General features: G+C 60.8%; 20 protein-coding genes, 3 tRNA genes and 1 other RNA gene. 11 read left to right on the plus strand and 13 right to left on the minus strand.

The genetic code is table 11. The annotated features are described in order from the left end of the window. Nucleotides 1–69: 69 nt before the first annotated feature. From FEV51_RS00520 to FEV51_RS00535, 4 genes are all read left to right on the plus strand, one after another. A complete protein-coding gene (locus FEV51_RS00520; protein WP_138615288.1) occupies nucleotides 70–522 on the plus strand; it encodes an energy transducer TonB in 453 nt (150 codons plus the stop codon). A 56-nt stretch (nucleotides 523–578) separates the two neighbouring features. Next, nucleotides 579–851, plus strand: a complete 273-nt coding sequence (locus FEV51_RS00525) for a hypothetical protein (RefSeq protein WP_138615289.1) — start codon at nucleotides 579–581, stop codon at nucleotides 849–851. Nucleotides 852–943: 92 nt separating this feature from the next. Then, nucleotides 944–3703, plus strand: coding sequence for a preprotein translocase subunit SecA (gene secA / locus FEV51_RS00530; protein ID WP_138615290.1), 2760 nt, complete (start codon nucleotides 944–946; stop codon nucleotides 3701–3703). 37 nt (nucleotides 3704–3740) lie between these two features. After that, nucleotides 3741–4475: a sulfite exporter TauE/SafE family protein gene (locus FEV51_RS00535; RefSeq protein ID WP_138615291.1), complete on the plus strand. Its 735-nt coding sequence runs from the start codon at nucleotides 3741–3743 to the stop codon at nucleotides 4473–4475. A gap of 14 nt (nucleotides 4476–4489) precedes the next feature. Here FEV51_RS00535 and FEV51_RS00540 read toward each other — a convergent pair. Both FEV51_RS00540 and FEV51_RS00545 read right to left on the minus strand, forming a co-directional pair. Beyond that, nucleotides 4490–4564, minus strand: a tRNA-Asn gene (locus FEV51_RS00540). 97 nt (nucleotides 4565–4661) lie between these two features. Then, nucleotides 4662–5441 carry an NAD kinase gene (locus FEV51_RS00545; protein ID WP_138615292.1) on the minus strand — a complete coding sequence of 260 codons (780 nt, stop codon included), beginning with the start codon at nucleotides 5439–5441 and terminating at the stop codon, nucleotides 4662–4664. Nucleotides 5442–5567: 126 nt separating this feature from the next. Between FEV51_RS00545 and FEV51_RS00550 the strand changes: the two genes are divergently transcribed. Then, complete coding sequence (locus tag FEV51_RS00550) at nucleotides 5568–6887, plus strand: bifunctional diguanylate cyclase/phosphodiesterase (protein WP_138615293.1); 1320 nt, start codon at nucleotides 5568–5570, stop codon at nucleotides 6885–6887. Here the strand turns inward: FEV51_RS00550 and mfd are convergent. Together mfd and FEV51_RS00560 are read right to left on the minus strand one after the other, a co-directional pair. Then, nucleotides 6884–10375 (minus strand): transcription-repair coupling factor, encoded by a 3492-nt coding sequence (gene mfd / locus FEV51_RS00555; protein ID WP_138615294.1) that lies wholly within the window; start codon nucleotides 10373–10375, stop codon nucleotides 6884–6886. The two genes, FEV51_RS00550 and mfd, sit on opposite strands and share 4 nt — an antisense overlap. Nucleotides 10376–10412: 37 nt before the next feature. Continuing rightward, entirely contained in the window at nucleotides 10413–10691 is a 279-nt protein-coding gene (locus FEV51_RS00560; protein WP_138615295.1) for an FAD assembly factor SdhE, read from the minus strand. Nucleotides 10692–10745: 54 nt separating this feature from the next. On the opposite strand from FEV51_RS00560, the gene recG reads away from it, so the two are divergent. Further along, complete coding sequence (gene recG / locus FEV51_RS00565; protein ID WP_138615296.1) at nucleotides 10746–12824, plus strand: ATP-dependent DNA helicase RecG; 2079 nt, start codon at nucleotides 10746–10748, stop codon at nucleotides 12822–12824. Here recG and FEV51_RS00570 read toward each other — a convergent pair. From FEV51_RS00570 to FEV51_RS00580, 3 genes are all read right to left on the minus strand, one after another. Next, nucleotides 12821–13282: a low molecular weight protein-tyrosine-phosphatase gene (locus FEV51_RS00570; protein ID WP_138615297.1), complete on the minus strand. Its 462-nt coding sequence runs from the start codon at nucleotides 13280–13282 to the stop codon at nucleotides 12821–12823. The two genes, recG and FEV51_RS00570, sit on opposite strands and share 4 nt — an antisense overlap. A gap of 41 nt (nucleotides 13283–13323) precedes the next feature. Then, nucleotides 13324–14520: a diguanylate cyclase gene (locus tag FEV51_RS00575; protein ID WP_138615298.1), complete on the minus strand. Its 1197-nt coding sequence runs from the start codon at nucleotides 14518–14520 to the stop codon at nucleotides 13324–13326. A gap of 111 nt (nucleotides 14521–14631) precedes the next feature. Beyond that, nucleotides 14632–14708: transfer RNA gene (locus FEV51_RS00580), tRNA-Pro, on the minus strand. A gap of 136 nt (nucleotides 14709–14844) precedes the next feature. Here FEV51_RS00580 and thyA point away from each other — a divergent pair. The 4 genes from thyA to FEV51_RS00600 all read left to right on the plus strand — a co-directional run bounded on the left by thyA (nucleotide 14845) and on the right by FEV51_RS00600 (nucleotide 19537). Further along, nucleotides 14845–15789, plus strand: a complete 945-nt coding sequence (gene thyA / locus FEV51_RS00585; protein ID WP_138615299.1) for a thymidylate synthase — start codon at nucleotides 14845–14847, stop codon at nucleotides 15787–15789. Nucleotides 15790–15866: 77 nt separating this feature from the next. Beyond that, on the plus strand, nucleotides 15867–17168 hold the full coding sequence (locus FEV51_RS00590) for a 3-methyl-2-oxobutanoate dehydrogenase (2-methylpropanoyl-transferring) subunit alpha (protein ID WP_138615300.1): 1302 nt from the start codon (nucleotides 15867–15869) through the stop codon (nucleotides 17166–17168). A gap of 68 nt (nucleotides 17169–17236) precedes the next feature. Continuing rightward, on the plus strand, nucleotides 17237–18235 hold the full coding sequence (locus FEV51_RS00595; RefSeq protein WP_138616279.1) for an alpha-ketoacid dehydrogenase subunit beta: 999 nt from the start codon (nucleotides 17237–17239) through the stop codon (nucleotides 18233–18235). 6 nt (nucleotides 18236–18241) lie between these two features. Next, on the plus strand, nucleotides 18242–19537 hold the full coding sequence (locus FEV51_RS00600) for a dihydrolipoamide acetyltransferase family protein (RefSeq protein WP_138615301.1): 1296 nt from the start codon (nucleotides 18242–18244) through the stop codon (nucleotides 19535–19537). A gap of 113 nt (nucleotides 19538–19650) precedes the next feature. Here FEV51_RS00600 and FEV51_RS00605 read toward each other — a convergent pair whose 3' ends face one another. Further along, nucleotides 19651–20067: a hypothetical protein gene (locus FEV51_RS00605; RefSeq protein ID WP_138615302.1), complete on the minus strand. Its 417-nt coding sequence runs from the start codon at nucleotides 20065–20067 to the stop codon at nucleotides 19651–19653. Between the two features lie 186 nt (nucleotides 20068–20253). Between FEV51_RS00605 and FEV51_RS00610 the strand changes: the two genes are divergently transcribed. Then, nucleotides 20254–20330: transfer RNA gene (locus FEV51_RS00610), tRNA-Asp, on the plus strand. Between the two features lie 57 nt (nucleotides 20331–20387). Here FEV51_RS00610 and FEV51_RS00615 read toward each other — a convergent pair. From FEV51_RS00615 to FEV51_RS00630, 5 genes are all read right to left on the minus strand, one after another. Continuing rightward, the gene (locus FEV51_RS00615; protein ID WP_138615303.1) at nucleotides 20388–20603 is read right to left on the minus strand and encodes a DUF2842 domain-containing protein; all 216 of its coding nucleotides are present in this window, start codon (nucleotides 20601–20603) and stop codon (nucleotides 20388–20390) included. After that, nucleotides 20603–21172: a 5-formyltetrahydrofolate cyclo-ligase gene (locus FEV51_RS00620; protein ID WP_138615304.1), complete on the minus strand. Its 570-nt coding sequence runs from the start codon at nucleotides 21170–21172 to the stop codon at nucleotides 20603–20605. The genes FEV51_RS00615 and FEV51_RS00620 overlap by 1 nt, the downstream gene beginning before the upstream one ends. A gap of 39 nt (nucleotides 21173–21211) precedes the next feature. Beyond that, nucleotides 21212–21383: non-coding RNA, 6S RNA (gene ssrS / locus FEV51_RS13445), on the minus strand. A gap of 10 nt (nucleotides 21384–21393) precedes the next feature. Continuing rightward, nucleotides 21394–21735: a cell division protein ZapA gene (locus FEV51_RS00625; RefSeq protein WP_138615305.1), complete on the minus strand. Its 342-nt coding sequence runs from the start codon at nucleotides 21733–21735 to the stop codon at nucleotides 21394–21396. Further along, nucleotides 21732–21938: a hypothetical protein gene (locus FEV51_RS00630; RefSeq protein ID WP_138615306.1), complete on the minus strand. Its 207-nt coding sequence runs from the start codon at nucleotides 21936–21938 to the stop codon at nucleotides 21732–21734. The genes FEV51_RS00625 and FEV51_RS00630 overlap by 4 nt, the downstream gene beginning before the upstream one ends. Nucleotides 21939–21968: the final 30 nt, after the last annotated feature.

The raw sequence follows: 21968 nt of genomic DNA on the forward strand, positions 1-21968 counted from the left end.
GCAATTAGAGCCTCGTGGTCATGGCGGCAACGCCTTGCCTGTAAGGACATAAGCGATTATGAATTGCCAATGCGTTATGTCGTAATCTTGAGCGTATTGGCCCTCTGCAGCAATCCAACGGCAGCATCTGCGCAGGAAGCCGAAGACACGGTTTTATCCGAGGCGCCGATTACAGCGTCGGAGCCAGCGATGTCGGACACGATGCGATGCCCAAGCGGCGGCGCGCTTGTATCCTCGGCTGGTGCAAGTGAAGAAGCGCGGCCAACCGGCCGCATGAGAGTTGATTACCCGCGCGCGGCCGAAAGTCGCAGAATGACCGGAAAAGTGAAGATGCAGTTGGTTGTGGGCTGTGATGGAAGAGTTAAACAATGCACGGTGCTCCAATCCAGCGGGCATGCCATTCTCGACAGTTCCGCATGTCAGAGCATGCTCAAATACGCCGTGTTCAGGCCAGCAACCGATGAGAATGGCAATACAATCGAGAGCACTACCGAAATGACTCAGCCGTATGCGTTGCGCTGATTTTTTACTGTGCTTACTGGATATGTTCTGAATTTTGGGCTAGGGCGCTGATTGTAATGTTTCGCCGTATTCTCGCCTGCCTCGTGCTCATCACCGGCCTCGCCGCTGCTGGCGCACCTGCGCACGCTGGATTTACCGAAGCGCTGAACGCTCGGCTTGAAATGACGCAGAAGCGTGACGAGACGCAGAAAAGTGATGAACAGCTATGCGCTGAACGTCAGCGTCAGCAGCGCCTCAAGGGTGAGCGGGCCAAGCCGTGCCAGCCCTCGGCGCCCATTACGATTATCATTCCGACCGTCCAATTCGGAGCCGACCGCGCTTTCGAGTAGAGCGCGTTTCGATTTTCTGACCCCGGTCCTGGCCCGGCACCAATCGTGTGCGCGGGCATTTCTCACATAAATCCACGCAAGGCCCACGCCCCATGATGAATTCGCTGATGAAGGCCGTCTTCGGTTCTTCAAACGACCGTTACGTAAAATCGATCGGCAAGGTTGTTGAAAAAATCAACGCGCTCGAACCGCAAATCCAGGCGCTGAGCGACGAGGAACTGGCGGCGCAGACCGACAAATTCCGTGCACAATTGGCCGATGGCAAGAAGCTGGACGACATTCTTCCTGAAGCCTTCGCCACGGTGCGTGAGGCATCGGTTCGTGTGCTCGGCATGCGGCACTTCGACGTGCAGATGGTTGGCGGCATCGTGCTGCATCGCGGCGAAATCGCCGAGATGCGCACGGGTGAGGGCAAGACGCTGGTCGCTACGCTGGCATCCTATCTGAACGCGATCGAGGGCAAGGGCGTCCACGTTGTTACCGTGAACGATTATCTGGCCCGCCGCGATGCGGAATGGATGGGCCGTCTGCACCAGTTTCTGGGCCTGACCATCGGTGTCATCGTCCCGGACATGAGCGAGTATGACCGCCGCGACGCCTATAATTCCGACATCACCTATTCGACCAATAACGAACTCGGCTTCGATTATCTGCGCGACAATATGAAGCACGAGCGCAGCCAGATGGTGCAGCGCCCCTTCAATTTCGCAATTGTGGATGAAGTCGATTCAATCCTGATCGATGAAGCGCGTACGCCGCTGATCATTTCCGGTCCAACCGAAGACAAGCAGGAACTTTATCTGTCGATTAATGCGGTGGTGAAAACCATCCCTGAAGAATGGTACGAAAAGGACGAGAAGGCCCGCAATATCCAGCTGACCGAAGACGGTACGGAAGAGATGGAAAAGCGTCTGGTCGAAGAGGGCCTGCTGGCGACCGACAATCTCTATGACGTCGAGAACACGCAGGTGGTCCATCATCTGGATCAGGCGCTGCGTGCGGTGCACATGTTCAAGCTGGACACGGATTACATCGTCAAAGACGGCAAGATCGTCATCATCGACGAGTTCACCGGACGTATGATGGACGGTCGCCGCTGGTCTAATGGCTTGCATCAGGCGGTTGAGGCCAAGGAAGGCGTCAAGATCGAGCCTGAGAACCAGACTCTGGCTTCAATTACCTTCCAGAACTATTTCCGGATGTATCCCAAGCTGTCGGGCATGACCGGCACGGCGGCCACAGAAGCCTCGGAATTCTGGGACATTTACAAGATGGGCGTCGTCGAAATTCCGACGAATGTCGACGTGCTGCGGATCGACGAGGACGACGAGTTTTACAAGAACACCCTCGACAAATTTGCCGCCATCGCCAGCGCGATCAAGGACAAATACGAAATCGGTCAGCCGGTGCTGGTTGGCACCGTGTCGATCGAGAAATCGGAATTGCTGAGCGAGTTCCTCGAGAAGGAAGGCGTCAAGCACGAGGTGCTTAATGCGCGTTTCCATGAACGTGAAGCGCATATCGTTGCGCAGGCGGGCCGCCTGAATGCGGTCACAATCGCCACCAATATGGCGGGCCGCGGCACCGATATTCAGCTGGGCGGCAATGTCGATTTCCGGATCAATGACGAATTGAGCGAGATCCCGGAAGGGCCGGATCGTGACGCGGCAATCGAACGCATCAGGGCCGTGGTCGCCGCCGAGCGCCAGAAGGTGCTCGACGCTGGCGGCCTGTTTGTGTTGGGCACTGAACGCCACGAAAGCCGCCGCATCGATAACCAGCTGCGCGGCCGTTCTGGCCGCCAGGGCGATCCGGGTCTGAGCCGGTTCTACCTATGCCTTGAAGATGATTTGCTGCGGATTTTCGGCCCCGACACGCTGTTCTCGCGGATGATGAATTCCAACCTTGATGACGGTGAAGCGATTGGCTCCAAATGGCTTTCAAAGGCCATCGAAACCGCGCAGAAAAAGGTCGAGGCGCGCAATTATGAGCAGCGCAAGCAGGTCGTCCAATATGATGACGTGATGAATGACCAGCGCAAGGTGATCTACGAGCAGCGCGCCGAGATCATGGACAGCGAGTCGGTCGATGATGTGGTGGTCGATATGCGCCACGATGCGATCAACGCCATCGTTGGCGAGGCGTGCCCTCCCGGCTCCTATCCCGAGCAGTGGGATGTCGACGGGCTGAAGGAAAAGGTGACCGACGTGTTCGGCTTCACCCCGCCGATCGAGGATTGGCTGGATGAGGACCATGTCGAGCCGGAACTGCTCGAAGAACGCATCCGCCTTCAGGCCGATACGATCATGGAAGAAAAAATCGCCAGGGCTGACCCGGAGATGTGGCGCCGGATTGAAAAGAGCCTGCTGTTGCAGGAGCTTGATTTCGAATGGAAAGAGCATTTGTCCACGCTCGATGCATTGCGTCAGGTGGTGTGGCTGCGCGCCCATGCGCAGAAGCAGCCGATCAATGAGTACAAGCAGGAAGCGTTCGGCCTGTTTGAAAAAATGCTCGATGCGCTGCGTGTTACAGTGACCAACAAGCTGATGCGGCTGGACCTGCGTGAGCCGGAGCCAATGCCGCAGATCGACCTGCCAGAATTGCCCGATTTCCTCACCGGCCATATTGATCCGCTTACCGGCCTCGACAATTCCAATGATGGCGACGGATCGGCATCGCAGGCGGCGCTGTTCGGCTCGCTGGCCGGCAGCCCGCGTGCTGCGGCAGGCCCCGGCGGCTCGGTGAGTGAGAACCCCTATGCCGACAAGGAAGTCAGCCGCAATGCCCCGTGCCCATGCGGTTCGGGCAGCAAGTACAAGCATTGCCACGGTGCCATCGGCGCTGGCGCCTGACAGGCGGCTTTGAGATAATGCAAAAGGCGGCGCGGGCATGATTTGGCTCGTCGCCGCCTTTTTTGTGACCGCGCTGCTGTACGCCAGTGTCGGATTCGGCGGCGGATCGACATACAGTGCGCTGCTGGCGCTTTCCGGGGTCGATTATCGGATACTGCCGCTGTTGGCACTGGCCTGCAATATCGTGGTGGTCGCGGGGAGCACACTGCGCTTCGCCCGCGCAGGCATCACCCCGTGGCGCGGTGCAATTGCGCTGACTGCGGTTGGTGCACCAGCGGCGCTTCTCGGAGGCCTGACACCGATTGGTGAAAGCCGTTTCCTGATGATCCTGGGGGCCAGTCTGGTCCTGACCGGGCTGACACTGTTTATTCCAGTGCGGCAATCGGAGGAGGGCGGGCCATCGCCCAGCGCGAAGTGGATGCCGCTGGCCGCAGCCCCGCTGGGCTATCTTGCCGGACTGGTGGGCATTGGCGGCGGGATATTTCTGGCGCCGCTGCTGCATCTTACACGCTGGAATTCGCCTCGCGCAATTGCGGCAACGGCGAGCGTGTTTATTCTGGTGAATTCGCTGTTCGGCCTCGTCGGACAGATCCTCAAGGGCGGGACCGGGCGCTTGTCAGCTGCGATCGACTTGGGGCTGCCGCTGCTGGTGGCGGTTGCGATTGGCGGGCAGATCGGCAGCCTGATCGCGCTGCACTATCTGCCGCAGCGGGGCATCCGCTGGCTCACCGCAGCGCTGACCCTGTGGGTCGGCCTGCGGCTATTGATCTGAAAGCTAAGGAAATGTGGCTCCCCGAGTTGGATTCGAACCAACGACCAAGTGATTAACAGTCACCTACTCTACCGCTGAGCTATCGGGGAGCAGCCAGATCGGCAGGGGTGCGCCTATATGGGTGGTGTCCGGGTTTGGCAAGCGGGCAATCGCGAAAATTTGCTGCTGTGCGCAATCGCGGCGTGATCACACCAGAAATTGTTCAGCGACGATGCGTTCGTCCAGCGCATGGCCGGGATCGAACAGCAGCGTCAATTCGGCATCGCGCGCGATTTCCAGACTGATGCTGGCGACATTGCGCAGCTCTTTCTGGTCCGCCACGACCGAGATCGGGCGCTTGTCCGCTTCGCGCACGCGGAATTCGATCTTGCTGCGGTCGGGCAGGATGGCACCGTGCCAGCGGCGCGGGCGAAACGGGCTGATCGGTGTGAGTGCGAGCAGCTGTGAATCGAGAGGCAATATGGGCCCATCAGCTGACAGATTGTAAGCGGTCGATCCCGCAGGGGTGGCCACCAGAACGCCGTCGCACACCAGTTCCGGGATGCGCACCTTGCCGTCCACGCTAACTTCGATCTTGGCGGTCTGCCGGGTTTCGCGCAGCAGCGAGATTTCGTTGATTGCGCAAAACCGGTGGCATTCACCATCCTGCGTGATCGCTTCCATCTTGATCGGTGCGATATTGAGCGAGCGGCTGCGGGCAATCCGGCCGAGCAATTTGTCGGGCGCGCGGTGGCGGTTCATCAGGAAGCCGACCGTGCCAAGATTGACGCCATACGCCGGAATGATCCGGCCACTGTCGAGCATGGTGTGCAGGCTTTGCAGCATGAACCCGTCACCGCCGATCACCACGACCGCCTCGGCATCCTCCAGTGGCACCCAGTCGGTAATCTCGGCAAAGATGGCAGCAGCGTCCTGCGCCCGTTCGGAATCGGACACGACCAGAGCCAGGCGATTGAATTGCGGCAAGTGGCTTTCCCCTCCGCTGATCACAGCGTTGCCCACGTCGCGGCCCTATCTATGGCTGACTGTCCCATTTGGCAACAAACGGTAATTTCTGGCATTCTTTGCCCGCCACGCCGATAAGGGCGCCACATGGCCACGATGCCCCACGATATGCAAGACGAGTCGCGAGACAGCCTTACTGGACTTGCCGACCCTGACCGGGCGCGCAAGGTGATTGCCCAATGGCAGAACGATTGGCCGTCGGGTACGATATCGTGCCCGATGCACGCGATGCTGATTTCGCTGGGCCGGATAGAGACAGTCAATGTCGCTTTCGGCGAAAGTGCGGGCGACGGCGCGCTGGTCGAAGTGGCGCAGCGGATCAAGCATTTCGCCGGAGACGAGCTGGAAAGCAGCGTCTGGCTGGCTGCACGCATGGGCGGCGGGACTTTCCTGCTGGTCGCTCGCGAAGAATGCAGCCGTGAACGCTGGCAATGGTTGGCAGAGGCGCTGGCCGATGCCATTGCCATGCCGATTACCAATCCGGCAGGCGGGGCCAGCCTGAGGCTGTGGCCACGCATCGCGCTGATGCGGGCGACCGATACCGACAGCCCGGTCACCATGTTCGATCGTTTGTCCGAGACATCGGCGCTGATGCGTGAGAACAATGGCCGCCGGATTGCCTGGTCGACCGGCGCGATTGCCCGGTCGGGGCGTTCCAACCAGCAGCTCGAAGCCGATTTGCTCGCCGCGATTGATCGCGATGAGATCGAAATCCTTTTCCAACCGCAATACTCGCTGGCCGATGATAAATTGGTGGGCGCAGAGGCGCTGGCGCGGTGGCACCATCCGGTGCTGGGCCGCATCGGTGCCGGGGTGCTGTTCCAGATTGCCGAGCGGGCAGACCATATCGCGCATCTATCGCGCCACATTGCGGAGCGTGCCTTGCAAGCGGCGGTTCATTGGCCTGAGACGATACGCCTCTCGCTGAACATCACGCCGGCGGATTTGGCCGCCGACAGCTTCGCGCCTGAATTTGCGCGGCTTGCCGAACGCATTGGCTATCCACTGGACCGCCTGACGCTGGAGATTACCGAGCAGGTCCTGCTCGCCGATTTGGACCGTGTGGGCGTGGTTCTGGAGCAGTTGCGGATTTACGGCATCCGTCTGGCGCTTGACGATTTCGGGGCTGGCTTCTGCAACTTCCGCTATCTGAAGATCCTGCCGCTCGATCACATCAAGCTCGACCGGTCGATGATCGACGATGTGCTGGATGACGACCGCGACCGGGCGGTGTTTCGCGCCATTGTGGCAATGGCCCAGGCGCTTGATCTGAAAGTTGTGGTCGAAGGTATTGAAACCGCTGCCCAACGCGAATTCGTTGCAGCGGAAGGCGCGCAGGATTATCAAGGTTTCCTTCGTTCGGAGCCACTATCCGCGCAGGAATTCCTCAAGCTCGCCGCGACTTAAGCCGCGACTTTCTGCCGCTTTTTCGCCTTCTGCACGATCCCCGACAGACCCTTGGTCAGCTGGTAAAGGCCATTGAGCCTGCTCTCCGGGCTGTTCCACGCGCGGCTGATCACCAGCTTCATGTCAGGCCGCAGCTTTGCAGTGCCCTGGAGCCGGTCGACATAAGCGAGTAGTCCCACCGGATCAGGGAAATTGTCTTGATGGAAGGTGACCAGAGTTCCGGCGGCTCCGACATCGATTTTGGCGATGTTGGCACCAATCGCCTGATGTTTGATCTCGATCAGCCGCACCAGATTGGCAGTGGCAGCGGGCAACTCGCCAAAGCGGTCGATCATTTCGGCGGCCATAGCTTCGATTTCGGACTTGTCGGCGGCATCGTTGAGACGGCGGTATAGCGCCATGCGAACCGCCAGATCGGGGACGTAATCTTCCGGGATCATGATCGGCGCATCGACAGTGATCTGCGGGCTGACCGTATCGCGCTTGGCCTCCAGCCCCATCTCGCCCGCCTTGGCAGCCAGAATCGCATCCTCAAGCATGGATTGATACAGTTCGAACCCGACCTCACGAATGTGGCCCGATTGCTCGTCACCCAGCAGATTGCCTGCGCCGCGAATATCGAGATCGTGACTGGCAAGCTGGAAACCTGCACCCAGACTGTCCAGATCGCCCAGCACCTTCAGCCGTTTCTCTGCGATTTCGGAAAGCTGGGTATCCTTGGCGTAGGTGAGGTAGGCGTAGGCGCGTAATTTCGCGCGGCCCACGCGTCCGCGAAGCTGGTACAATTGGGCAAGGCCGAAAATGTCGGCGCGATGGATGATGATGGTATTGGCGGAGGGCAAATCCAGCCCGCTTTCGACGATCGTGGTCGCCAGCAGGACTTCGTATTTGCCTTCGTAAAAAGCGCTCATGCGCTCCTCGATCTCGCCAGCCCCCATTTGTCCGTGGGCGGAGATGGCTTTTACTTCGGGCACGTTCTCGCGCAGCCATGCCTCGACGCCTTCCATATCAGCAATGCGCGGCACGACGATGAAGCTCTGCCCGCCGCGATGATGTTCGCGGAGCAGTGCCTCGCGCATCACCATATCGTCCCATTCCATCACATAGGTGCGGACTGCCAGACGGTCGACTGGCGGGGTCTGGATGGTGGACAGCTCGCGCAGGCCAGTCATTGCCATTTGCAAGGTGCGCGGGATGGGCGTGGCGGTCAGCGTCAGCATATGGACGTCGGCGCGCAGCTGTTTCAGGCGTTCCTTGTGCGTCACGCCGAAACGCTGTTCCTCATCGACGATGACCAGTCCCAGATCCTTGAACTTGGTCTGTTTGGACAGGATTGCGTGGGTGCCGACAACGATGTCGATTGATCCGCTTTCGAGGCCCTCACGGGTTTCCTTGATCTCCTTGGCAGGGACCAACCGGCTCAACCGTCCGACATTGAGCGGGAAGCCGGAGAAACGAGTCGAGAAATTTTCGAAATGCTGGCGCGCCAGCAGCGTGGTGGGCGCGACGATAGCAACCTGCTGGCCGTTCATCGCCGCTACAAAAGCGGCACGCATCGCAACTTCGGTTTTGCCGAAGCCGACGTCGCCGCAGACTAGCCGATCCATTGGGCGGCCACTGTCCAGATCGCGCAGCACATCTTCGATCGCGCGTTCCTGATCATCAGTTTCCTGCCATGGGAAGCGGTCGAGGAATTGGTTGTAGGTGCCGGATTCGACTTCGTACCTGGGCGCAGTGCGTAAGGCGCGGGCGGCTGCGGTCTTGAGCAATTCACCTGCAATCTCGCGAATGCGTTCTTTCAGGCGCGCGCGGCGTTTTTGCCATGCTTCGCCGCCCAGCCGGTCAAGCTGGACCGCATGTTCAGACGAACCATAGCGGCTGAGCACGTCGATATTCTCGACCGGAATGAACAGCTTGTCGCCGCCATGATATTGCAACATCACGCAGTCGTGTTTGCTCTTGCCCACGGCGATGGGTTCAAGGCCGAGATATTTGCCGATGCCGTGTTCGGTGTGGACCACCAGATCGCCGGGCGAGAGCGCGGACAGTTCGGCCATGAAGGCGTCGGCGTCCTTGCGCTTTTTCTTGCGGCGGACCAGCCGGTCGCCAAGAATGTCCTGCTCGGTCAGCAGTTCGATCTCGTCATTGGCGAAGCTGGCTTCCAGCGGCAGCACCATCGCAACCGGCGTGCCTTTGGCGGACAGTCCCAGGGCTTCCTGCCAGGTGTCGGCAAGCGCCACCGGCATTTTCGCTTCGTTGAGGATCGACGCTATGCGCGAGCGGCTACCAATTGAGTACGTCGCCACCAGCGGTCGCTTGCCTGCTTTGCCCAGCGCTTTCAGATGCTCGGCTAGGACCGGGTAAATACTGTCGCCGCGCGCGCGTTCGGGCGCGAAATCGCGTCCCGAGCGGAACCCGAAATCGACAACCTTGTCACTCTCGGGCTCGGCAAAGGCGCTGGCGCGGTGCGCGGGGAGCGCGGCGAGCGCTGCTTTGACCTCATTTGCCGTGAGATAAAGCGCATCGGGCGCAAGCGGGCGGTAACTGCCCTTTTTCTGACCCGACGCCTGAGTGCGCTGATCGTAATAATCGACAATATCCTTGATCCGCTCGTCAATCGAGGCGAGTGCGGCGGTGTCCATGACTACCAGATCACTGGTGCCCAGATGGTCGAAGAAAGTCGCCATCTTGTCTTCGAACAGTGGCAGCCAATGCTCCATGCCCGCCATTCGGCGCCCCTCGCTGACCGCCTCGTACAGCGGGTCCTGCGTGGCGTGCGCCGCGAACATTTCGCGGTAGCGGCTGCGGAAGCGCTTGATGCTGTCTTCGTCCAGCAGCGCTTCGGAGGCGGGAAGCAGCAGATGGCTGTCCAGCCGCCCCGTGCTCATCTGCGTATTGGGATCGAAACTGCGCAGGCTTTCCAGCTCGTCACCAAAGAAATCGAGCCGCAGCGCTTCGTCCATCCCGCTGGGAAAGACATCGACTATCGAGCCGCGAATCGCAAACTCGCCCTTATCGATGACCGTATCGGTGCGGCCATAGCCCTGCCGTTGCAGCAGTGCCGCCAGACTGTCGCGCCCAATCTCGGCGCCGACCTTAAACTCGCGCACGCTTTCACGAATGCGGAACGGGGTCAGCACGCGCTGGAGAATGGCGTTGGCGGTGGTGACAACCAGCTGCGCGCCAGCCTTTCCGGTTTGCAGGCGGTGTAGTGCAGCCAGCCGCCGGGCGCTGATCGTCAGGGCGGGGCTGGCCCGGTCATATGGCAGCGAATCCCAAGCGGGAAATTCGATGACTTCCAGCTCCGGCGCGAAGAACTGCGCCGCCTCTGCCACTGCGCGCATCGCGGTTTCATCGGGTGCAACAAACACCGCGCGGCCAGTGCTGGCGCGCGCCAGATCGGCCATCACCAGCGGCTGCGCACCGCGCGCAACTTGCGCCAGCGTCAGCGGGGTCTTGGCGGCAAGGATACGGGAAATATCGGGCATCTTGGGTCTCAGCGCAGCAGGCGTCAGGGCGTTCCCGTCAGCGCGGGATGTCGACGTAATCGAGTTGCTGCATCAATTCGAGCTGCGGCCCTGCAAAGCGCGGCGGGAAGGGCTGCGTCTTCAAAGCCCAAGCCATGATATCGACATCGTCTTCTTCAAGCAGCGCCTCGAACCAAGCCAGCTGCTCCTCCTTCCAACCGTCATGATAACGATCGAAGAAACCGCCGATCATATAATCGGCCTCACGCGTGCCGCGATGCCAGGCGCGGAATTTGGCACGCAGCAGGCGGCCGGCAAAAGTAAGAGCTTCGGGCATGGCGAGCGGGTAGGGCACTCGCCAAAACCGTGCAAGCGGCTATAGCGTGCAGCGATGCGCCCCGATGCTCTCAATCCGCTGTTCGTCGAAATCGACGCGCTCGATGGGGTCGGGCCGAAGCTGAAGAAGCCGCTGGAAAAGCTTGGCCTGACGCGGGTGCGCGATCTGGATTATCATCTGCCGGACCGATTTGTAACGCGGCGCGCGGTGCAAAATCTGGACGAAGCAGGCGAGGGCGAACATATCGTTATCGCGCTGACCGTGACCGAGCACCGCGCATCGCGCAACCAGCGCGGCCCCTACCGCGTGCTGGCACAGGATAGCATCGGCAATGTGCTGGCGATCACATACTTTGGGCGCGCATCCTATAGCGCGAAAAAGCTGCTGCCGGTTGGCGAATTGCGCTGGGTTGCGGGCAAGCTGGAACGCTATGGCGATATGCTGCAAATCGTCCATCCTGACCATGTGGTGGAGGAGGGCGGCGATACGTTGCAGCGGTTGTGCGAGCCGGTTTACCGCCTGTCGGAGGGGCTGACGCAGCCCAAGATTGCGGGCCTTGTCCGGCAATCGCTGGAACGCACGCCCGAACTGCCCGAATGGATCGAGCGTTCGCAGGTCGATACGGCCGCATGGCCCGCATGGCGCGATGCGCTGGTGCTGGCGCACAAGGCCGAGCACGAGGGCGCGCGCGACCGGCTGGCCTATGACGAATTGCTCGCCAACAGCCTCGCGCTGATGCTGGTGCGCGCGGACAATCGCAAGCGCCGCGGGCAGGCATTGGTGGGCGATGGGAAGCTGCGTGACCGGCTTAATCTGCCGTTCCCGCTGACCGGCGCGCAAACCCGATCGATTGCCGAGATCGAGGGCGATCTGGCCCAGCAATCGCCCATGCTGCGTCTGCTGCAAGGCGATGTCGGCGCGGGCAAGACCGTGGTGGCGTTGGAAGCGATGCTGATAGCGGTCGAGGCTGGAGTGCAAGCGGCTTTGTTGGCGCCCACCGAAATCCTCGCACGCCAGCATTTCGACACAATCCGCAATCTCGTTGAGCCGACCGGCGCGCAGGTGGCCCTGCTGACCGGACGCGGATCGACGCGCGGCGGCAGCAAGGCGCGCGAAGCAACGCTGATGGGGCTGATGGATGGCAGCATCGACATTGTCATTGGCACGCACGCCATTTTTCAGGACAGCGTATCCTATCGCGATCTGGCGATGGTTGTGATCGACGAACAACACCGCTTCGGGGTCGGCCAGCGGTTGATGCTGGCAAGCAAGGGCAAGCGCGCGCCGCATGTCCTGGCAATGACCGCCACCCCGATCCCGCGCACGCTGACACTGGCGCAATATGGCGAGCTGGATGTGAGCAAGCTCGACGAGCTGCCACCCGGACGCCAGGCCATCGATACGCGCGTGATCGGGATGGAACGGCTGGCCGAAGTGGTCGAGGGGGTGGCCCGCCATGTCGGCGGCGGACAGCAGGCCTATTGGGTCTGCCCGATGGTGCGCGAATTGGACGGTCCGGGCGAAGACATCGCCGCTGCCGAGGCGCGCTATGCGTCGCTCAAGGAACGCTTCGGCAAGGATGTCGTGCTGGTTCATGGCCAGCTGTCGCCAGAGATGAAGGCGGCGGGAATGGAACGGTTTGCCAGCGGGGATGCCAAACTGCTGGTCGCTACCACGGTGATCGAGGTTGGCGTCGATGTCCCCAATGCCACGCTGATGGTGATCGAACAGGCTGAACGCTTCGGCCTCGCCCAGCTACACCAGCTGCGCGGCCGCGTGGGTCGAGGCAGCGAGAAATCTGTGTGCCTGTTACTGCGCGGCGGCGAACTGTCGGAAACCGCGCGCAGCCGGTTGGCGCTGATGCGCGAAACGCAGGACGGCTTCCGGCTGGCTGAGGAGGATCTGCAATTGCGCGGCGGCGGTGAACTCTTGGGCACTCGGCAATCGGGCGATTCGCCTTTCAACATCGCCACGCTGGAACAGATTACCAAGCTGCTGCCCAAGGCCCATGATGACGCGCGGATGCTGATCGAGCGCGACGGCGGATTGTCCAGCCCGCGCGGAGAAGCGGCGCGGATGTTGCTCTATCTGTTTGAGCGCGATTGGGGCGTGCAAATGCTGCGCGGGGGTTAGCGCAGCCGTTCGATCAAGGCCGCTGCCCCAGCCGATACGTCGGACCAGGTTACGGCAAAGCCGTCCTGCTCTCCGTACCAGGGGTCGGCCACTTCCTGACCCTCACGGCCAGCAACCAGATCCAGCAACATCACGACATTTGCCGCGCTGTCCGCTGGGCGAATACGCTCGATATTGGCCATGTTGGCGTGATCCATGCCAACGATCCAGGCGAAGCGCTCGAAATCCGCCGGTTCCAATTGCCGTCCGCGATATTGCGTGATGTCGATCCCATGCCGCTGGGCCTCGGCGACGGTGCGCGGATCAGGCGGCTCGCCCACATGGTAATCCGCAGTGCCCGCGCTGTCGGTAACCGCAGCCAGTCCAGCGCGCTCAGCAGCATCGCAAAATGCCGCTTCGGCCAGCGGAGAGCGGCAGATATTGCCAAGACAGACGAACAGGACGGAGGGTGCGCTCATGGCTTATATCCTAGAACGGCTCGCTGCTGCCAGACAAGTGCTCAGGCGGCCAGCTGCACCTGATTACGCCCGCCGTTTTTCGCCGCATATAGTGCTGCATCGGCGCGGGCCATCAGTCTATCAAGATCGTCGCCTTCAGCCAGTTCGGCGATCCCGATACTGGCTGTAAATGGAATGATGGCATCCCCAAAGCGCAATGGATTTTCTGCAATCGCCCAGCGCACACGCTCACAGACGGTGCGCGCAACGGCCAGATCCGCTGATGGCAGGATCACAGCAAATTCCTCGCCGCCGACCCGGCCAACCAGATCGCGATTGCGCAGGGCATCGGAGGCACGCTGCGCGACTGCGCGAATAACCTGATCACCCGCTGGATGGCCAAAGTGGTCGTTGATCTTTTTGAAGTGGTCAATGTCGAAGATGGCCAGGCTCAGGCTGCGGCCCTTGCTTTCAGCGCGTGTGATCGATCGCTCCAACTCTATCATGAAGGCACGGCGGTTAGGCAATTCTGTCAGCACATCCGTTGTGGCGATGCGTTGCAATTCCCGCCGCGCTGCGGCTTCTGCCCCAACTGCGCGGCGCACAAAAATTGTTGCGCCAAGTGCCAGGGCCAGCAGCAACAATCCGACGGCGGCAAGGACGTATTGATATGCCTCGTTCGCGCTGGCCCAGCGTCGTGAGGTCGCTGTGCGGCGCGCAAGCAGAGTGCGCTCATGCGCCTCGATCTTGTCGATTTCGGACAAGATACGCTCTATTGCGCCGCGATCCTTGCCAGACCGGACCATGGACACAGCGGATGTGTGATCACCGCGACGTTCAAATTCAATCATCCTGGCCAGTGTCGTCTCAAGCATCGCGATATCTTGCTGCAAGCGACCAAGCCGTTCTTGTTGGGAGGGATCCTTCGCAGTCAGCTGATCCAGCGACGTATAGCTATGTGCGGCATTGGCACGTCCGGCAACGTAAGGCTCCAGAAACGCATCTTCGCTGGTAAGAAGATACCCGCGCTCACCGCGCATCTGGTCCAGCAGCGATGCTCGCAATTTGTCAGTTTGGATCAGGACTTCAAGCGTACGGACCTGCCGCTCCTCTGCCGCCCGACGTTCCTGAGCGGAACGCCACGCACTGAAGCTGGCCCCGGCCAACATCAGGGCGAGCGCGGCGATACAGGCGATCAGGAAATAGCCACGCCAGTCCGAATGGCGCGAACGGCGCGCGACTTGATCGACGATCCACATCAGAAGCGACACCCGTTCATGGGGCTATTATGCCAGAACACAGTTAACGGGCTGATAATGTTTGGGCTGAAAAACGCGCAGTCACTGCCCAAGCAGAGCACACGAGAAAAGTGGTCGGGGAGAGAGGATTCGAACCTCCGGCCCCTGCCTCCCGAAGACAGTGCTCTACCAGGCTGAGCTACTCCCCGACCGGATCGGCCCCGCGAAACCTGTCCGCGGGTCGAGGCAAGGCGCGCGCTATAGGTGTGGATTGCGGGGGTGGCAAGCGGGCATTTGTGCGCCTAGGCGGGTAGGCAGTTTCCGCCTCCAACAGCGAGTGAAGCCGTGACCCAGCCGCATCCAGAACAGCAGTATCTCGACCTGATGCGCCATGTCTGGCTGGAAGGGGACGAACGGGTCGACCGGACCGGAATCGGCACACGCTCGGTGTTTGGCGCGACGCTGCGTTTTGATCTCTCGGACGGGGCCATGCCGCTGGTCACCACCAAGCGCGTTTATTGGAAAACCGCCACTCGCGAATTGCTGTGGTTCCTGACCGGTGAGACCAACATCCGCCCGCTGGTGCTTCAGGGCGTCAAGATATGGAACGAGTGGCCGCACGCTCGCTATGTCGAACAGACAGGCGACGATCTGCCGCTCGACGATTTTGTCGCGCGGATCGCCGGTGACGAGGGGTTCGCGGCGCAATGGGGTGATCTTGGCCCGGTTTATGGCAAACAGTGGGTGGATTGGCCGACCTATCGCCCGGTGGCCGGAGGGCTGTTCCGCAAGGGCCGCGGGGTCAACCAGATTGCCGAACTGGTCGATTCGCTGCGCATGAATCCGGGCAGCCGGCGGCATATCATCGAAGGCTGGAATGTTGCCGAGGTGCCGGAGATGGCGCTTCCGCCCTGTCACAAGACTTACCAGTTCCACGTTTCGAGCGGGGATACGGGCGAAATGGCGAAATTGAACGGCATATTGTATCAGCGCAGCTGCGACATCGCATTGGGGTTGCCGTTCAATTTATGGTCGGCTGCCCTGTTGCAGCGGATGCTGGCAGAGCAGGCCGATCTGGAACCGGGCGAGCTGGTCTGGATGGGCGGCGACACGCACCTCTATCTGAACCACGCGCACCTTATTGCCGAGCAGCTTTCACGGGAACCGCGCGGCCACCCGAGGCTTGAGATAGTGCGGCGGCCAGCGAGCATATTTGACTACCGGATTGAGGATTTCGCTGTTCACGACTACATGCCGCACGGCGCTATAAAGGCGCCGGTTGCGGTATAGAAAGGGCGCACTTGACCCTGTCGCTCCGTTGAAATAAAATAACGCGCAAGCGTAAGATTGCGTCTGGGAGAGTTTTTATGGCCGACAGGCCCGACGGGGCGCCGCAGCAGGGCAGTAACAAGCCCGCGCTGTCGCTGCATGTACCCGAACCAAAGTATCGCCCCGGCGACGCGGTAGATTTTTCGCACATCGATGTGCCGCCTGCCGGTGAGCAGCCGCGGCCCGACGAAAATTGCGACACGCACGATATGCACGACCTTGCCTATGGGCTGGTGCGCGTGCTGGGCGAAGACGACAAGGCGCATGGGCCGTGGGATCCCAAGCTGGACCCTGAAACACTGCGCACCATGCTGGGCCATATGGCGATGACCCGCGCGTTCGATGAACGCATGTTCCGCGGACAGCGGCAGGGCAAGACCAGCTTTTACATGAAGTGCACCGGCGAAGAGGCGACCAGTATTGCGTCGTCAATGGCGCTGGCGGCGGATGACATGGTCTTTCCCAGCTATCGTCAGCAGGGCATACTGATCGCGCGCGGATATCCGATGATCGAGATGATCAACCAGATCTATTCGAACAAGGGCGACAAGCTGAAGGGCCGGCAACTGCCCATCATGTATTCCAGCCGCGAACACAGCTTTTTCACTATCAGCGGCAACCTCGCCACCCAGACCCCGCAAGCCGTGGGCTGGGCGATGGCGTCTGCCATTAAAGGTGACAGCCGGATTGCGGCGACCTGGGTGGGTGAAGGCAGCACGGCGGAAGGTGACTTCCACGCGGCTTGCACCTTTGCCACGGTCTATAACGCGCCGGTCATCCTGAATGTGGTGAACAACCAGTGGGCCATTTCCAGCTTCAGCGGCTTTGCCGGGGCGGAGCGGACGACTTTTGCCGCGCGCGCGCTCGGTTATGGCCTTGCCGGTTTGCGGGTCGACGGCAATGATGCACTGGCGTGTTATGCGGCGCAGCTGTGGGCGGCCAACCGGGCGCGTTCGAACGGCGGGCCGACACTGATCGAATACTTCACCTACCGCGCCGAAGGGCATTCCACCTCGGACGATCCCAGCGGTTATCGCAGCGCGCAAGAGCGGACCGAATGGCCGCTGGGCGATCCTGTGATGCGGCTGAAGAATCACCTAATCGCCCTGGGCGAATGGGATGAAGACCGGCAAGAAAAAATGGATCTTGAAGCGGCGGAGCACGTCAGGAAAGTGACCAAGGAGGCCGAACAGAACGGCATTCTCGGCCACGGCCTGCACCACCCGTTCCAAACCATGTTCGAAGATGTGTTTGAAGAACTTCCCTGGCACCTCAAGGAACAGAGTGAGCAAGCAATCCGCGAACGCGAGATCAAGTTTCCGGGAGGGCTCAAGCTGTGAGCGCCGATGTAACCGAAGCACCGCAGAACAAGGACGCGGGCGAGACCGGCAGCGAACGCCGTCTAAACATGATCGATGCGATCAACGATGCGCTGGATGTTGCGATGACGCGCGATCCCGACGTCATCGTGATGGGCGAAGATGTCGGCTATTTCGGCGGCGTGTTCCGCTGCACCGCAGGGCTTCAGGACAAGCACGGCAAGAACCGCGTGTTCGACACCCCGATTTCCGAATGCGGGATCATTGGTGCGGCTGTAGGGATGGGGGCTTATGGCCTACGTCCGGTCCCTGAAATTCAGTTCGCGGACTATATTTATCCCGGGCTGGACCAGCTGATCAGCGAAGCCGCCCGGTTGCGCTATCGCTCGGCAGGCGAGTTCATCTCGCCGCTGACCATCCGTAGCCCGTTTGGCGGCGGTATTTTCGGCGGGCAGACGCACAGCCAAAGCCCCGAAGCGATTTTCACCCATGTCTCGGGCATCAAGACAGTAATCCCCGCTACGCCTTATGATGCCAAGGGCCTGCTGCTGTCCTGCATCGAGGACAATGATCCGGTCATCTTCTTCGAGCCCAAGCGCATTTATAACGGACCCTTTACCGGCTTCTATGACAAGCCGGTCGAGCCGTGGAAGAAGCATGCTGATTCGGTAGTGCCGGAAGGGCATTACACCATCCCGCTTGGCAAAGCGCGGCAGGTCCGCGAGGGTGAGGAACTGACCGTGCTGGCTTACGGTACGATGGTCCATGTTGCCGAGGCGGTTTGCGCCGCCAAGGGCGTGGATGCCGATATCCTCGACCTGCGTTCGCTGGTGCCGCTGGATATTGAAGCGATTGAAGTGTCGGTAAAAAAGACCGGGCGCTGCCTGATCGTTCACGAAGCCACGCGCACGTCGGGCTTTGGCGCGGAGCTGTCCGCACTGGTCACAGAACGCTGTTTCTACCATCTCGAAGCGCCGGTCGAACGTGTTACCGGCTTCGACACACCCTATCCGCACAGCCTTGAATGGGCTTATTTCCCCGGTCCCGTCCGCATTGGCGAGGCCCTCGACAAGATCCTGAGCGAGTAAAGCGACATGGCACGATTTACCTTCAATATGCCCGACATTGGCGAAGGCATCGCCGAAGCCGAGATCGTCGCGTGGCACGTAAAGCCGGGCGACATGATCGAGGAAGATCAGGAAATCGTCGACATGATGACCGACAAGGCGACGGTCCCCATGGAAACGCCGGTATCGGGCAAAGTGCTCGAAATCGCTGGCGACGAGGGTGACATGGTCGCGATCGGATCAATGCTCGTGGTTGTCGAGGTCGAGGGCGAAATACCTAATGACGTAGAGGCCCACAGCGCTGCACCGGCACCGAACTCGGAGGCTATGGAAGAGCGGATCGAGGTCGAAAACCCCGATGCCAGCGATGCCGATGATGCGATTGCGGCAGCACCGGCGGTTACGCCAGAGCCTGCACCGGCTCCAGAGCCCGAACCGGCCCCTACCGCACCCACTGCAAAGGTTCTCGCAACCCCGGCTGTGCGCGCGCGTGCCAAGGATCTGGGCATTGATCTGGCTCAGGTCAAACCCGCTGCCGATGGCCGCGTGCGGCATTCGGACCTCGATAGCTTCCTTTCTTACAATGGCGGCTACGCAGGTGCCGCTCCCGCCCGCGCCGACGAGCAGGTCAAAGTCATCGGAATGCGCCGCCGCATTGCCGAAAACATGGCCGCTTCCAAGCGCAACATTCCGCACTTCTCTTATGTCGAGGAATGCGATGCCACTGAACTGGAAGTCCTGCGCGCACAGCTCAATGCGGGCCGCGGTGACAAGCCAAAGCTGACGATCCTGCCGCTGCTAATCACAGCGATCTGCAAGGCGTTGCCCGAATATCCGATGATCAACGCGCGTTATGATGACGAAGCGGGCGTGGTGACACGTTCCGGCGCGGTGCATCTGGGTATGGCGGCGCAAACTGATGCCGGGCTGATGGTGCCGGTCATCCGTGACGCACAGGCAAAGAATTTGTGGCAGCTGGCAGGCGAGATTGGCCGCCTTGCGGACGCCGCGCGCAATGGCAATGCGAAGAGCGAAGAGCTTTCCGGCTCGACGCTCACCGTCACTTCGCTTGGCCCGCTGGGCGGGGTGGCGACCACGCCGGTCATCAATCGGCCGGAAGTTGCCATTATCGGCCCCAACCGGATTATCGAACGCCCGATGTTTGTTGCCGATGGCATGGGCGGTGAACGGATCGAGAAGCGCAAGCTGATGAATATCTCGATCAGCTGCGATCACCGCGTGGTGGATGGCTACGACGCCGCCAGCTTCGTCCAGGCAGTCAGAAAGCTGATCGAGGCACCCGCGCTTCTCCTGATGAGTTGACCAAGGCAGGGTACCAGCTTGCCGCAAGCAAGGAGGTGCCTGCCAAGTTCGCCATCACATCGGCGGGATTGTATTTTGCGGATTACCTAAGGCGAAGCGTGACGCAACGCAGCTCAGCGGACCACTGCGCTCCAGGTCAGCGTCCCGCGTTTGCTTGCCAGCGTCCAGCGCAGATCGGTGACATCACTGGCATCCGCCAGACGTCCATCGTGGCGCAATTCGCCCAGCTGGCCCCAATTCTCCCCGCCATCGGCAGACACCGCCTGCGGGGCACGGCCGCTGCCGCGATAGGTAAGCGTTTCGGGCACGCTGCTTGACAGCATTGTGCGGCGCGCTTCGTCGGCACCGCGCCAGTGGGTTACCAGCACCACCTTGTCGCCCTTGCGCAGCGTTGTGGCAGGCTCGAGCACGCGGGTGCCGTCTTCAACCGTTTCGATATAAACCGAACGTTGGATATGGAATGCCGACTGAGCGGCAAACGCGCCGCTGCCGAGCAAAGCCAGTGATGCTGCAAGAATTGCGCTACGCATTAAGAACCCCCCGATTCCCCGCTAATGTGTCACTGCAAACTGTCTGAACGGGGTTAATTTGGGGTAAAAGCAGGCCTGCAAAAATCGCCTTTGCAAAAGAGGTGAAATTTCCGGTTGGACGGGCATTGACACGATGCGGACCCTGCCTTAGTGGCGCGGCTCCCAAGCGGTGCAACACGCTTTCAAGCGGGTGTAGCTCAGTTGGTTAGAGTGCCGGCCTGTCACGCCGGAGGTCGCGGGTTCGAGTCCCGTCACTCGCGCCACTTGGGACATTTTCTTCTGGACAGATCACGCCGCGGCATTTGCCGTCAGGCGGCTGATCAGCCCCAGCGCCCGGTCTCCATCCAGATCAGGAAGCGCTTGAGCGGCAGCAGCCAGGCAATCCCGAGCACAAGATAAACCGCGGTCTGTGCCAGCGTTGGCCAGCTGCCGATCAGGCCGGGCATATAGCGCGCAATGACGATGCCGTAGATCGTCAGCGCTAACAGCAGCCCAAGTATGCCGACCGGAATCCGCCAAGTGGGTTCGCTGCGCATCAGAATGGTCCGTATATACGTGTGGGAGTGATGATTGCCGACAGACTGCGGTCATGCGGTTCAGTGGGCAATTGATCGACCAGCTGGCAATCCCAGCCAAGGCCCACGGCGATGCCGTCAGGATGATCGGCCAGCCAGCGATCATAATGGCCGCCGCCTTGGCCCAAGCGTTCACCGCGCGCGGTAAATCCGATCAGCGGGACCACGATCACAGCGGGCGTTATCGCTTCGGCCTCCGCCACCGGTTGAAGCAGGTCGAACGGGCCAGTTTCCAGATCGCTTTCCTCGAACGGGTCGGTAAAGCGCGCAAACTCCATTGGCGAGGTGCTTTCGGCGAAGCGGGGGAGCCCCAGTTCGTGACCAGCCTCGAACAGGAATTTGGCATAGGATGCCGTGGGAGCCTCATGAGGGTTTGCCCGATACAGGCCAATTGCCGCGCCTGGGGGGATCATCTGCAAAAATGGCGCAGGCGGGCGGTGGAAGACCAGCGCGCGCACTGCATCGGGCAGCGCATCAACATGGGTGTGCCGCGCGGCGCGCAGGGTCTTACGAAGGTCTTGCTTGGTCATATCCCCCGGCCTTAGCGAGCGGGGCGGGTGGGGGGAAGTAGCGGAACCACCATGGGTCGTTTGCCGGAGAGATCCTCTGACGCCTTCACGTCAGGTGGGCACCATATGCCCAAGCCTCCAGGACGAACCCGCATGCTCAGGCAGGGACAGCACCCGAGGATTTGCTTATAGCCTCAGGGATGTACATGCGGCTCGTGCCGGGCAGTCCCGCCAAGCACTATCTAGGCGTTTGGCGCTGCACTCTCAAGTCCGCCGTCAAGCGTGGCTGCAACGTTTTCGATTGCGGTCGCCAGCCGCTCCAGACGACCGGCTATATGTTCGGCATCGAAAGCCGCTGCCGGAGCCGGTTGCGGGGTGGCTGAACGCTTGGCCTCCTCCAGCTCATCGGCAAGCAGTAGCGCGGCGAACAGCAGGTTCTTGGCCTCCTGACTCGAAAGATTTGCGCCCATATTGCCCAGCTTGCCATCGATGACATTCGCCAGTCGCTGGACATGTTCTTCCTGCCCATCGGTGCAGGCGACGGTGTAACTGCGCCCGCCAACGGTGAGTTTGAGATCGCTCATGTGTCGATCCCTTCGATCAGCGTATCCAGTTCGGCAATCGTCGCGGTCACACTCTGACGCAAGGCATCGTGCCGGACGGCGAGATCGCTGTCTGCGGCACTGTTTGAGGCTGGCGCATGCTTGGCCAGCGCGGCCTGCGTTTCGATTTGGGCGAGCGCCCTGTCGATACGCTCAAGCGCCTGAGATATCCGATCTGCAATCATGGTGGCGCAGGAATATCAATATATCCGCGC

It is taken from the genome of Qipengyuania marisflavi, assembly GCF_005884405.1.
GTDB lineage: Bacteria > Pseudomonadota > Alphaproteobacteria > Sphingomonadales > Sphingomonadaceae > Qipengyuania > Qipengyuania marisflavi.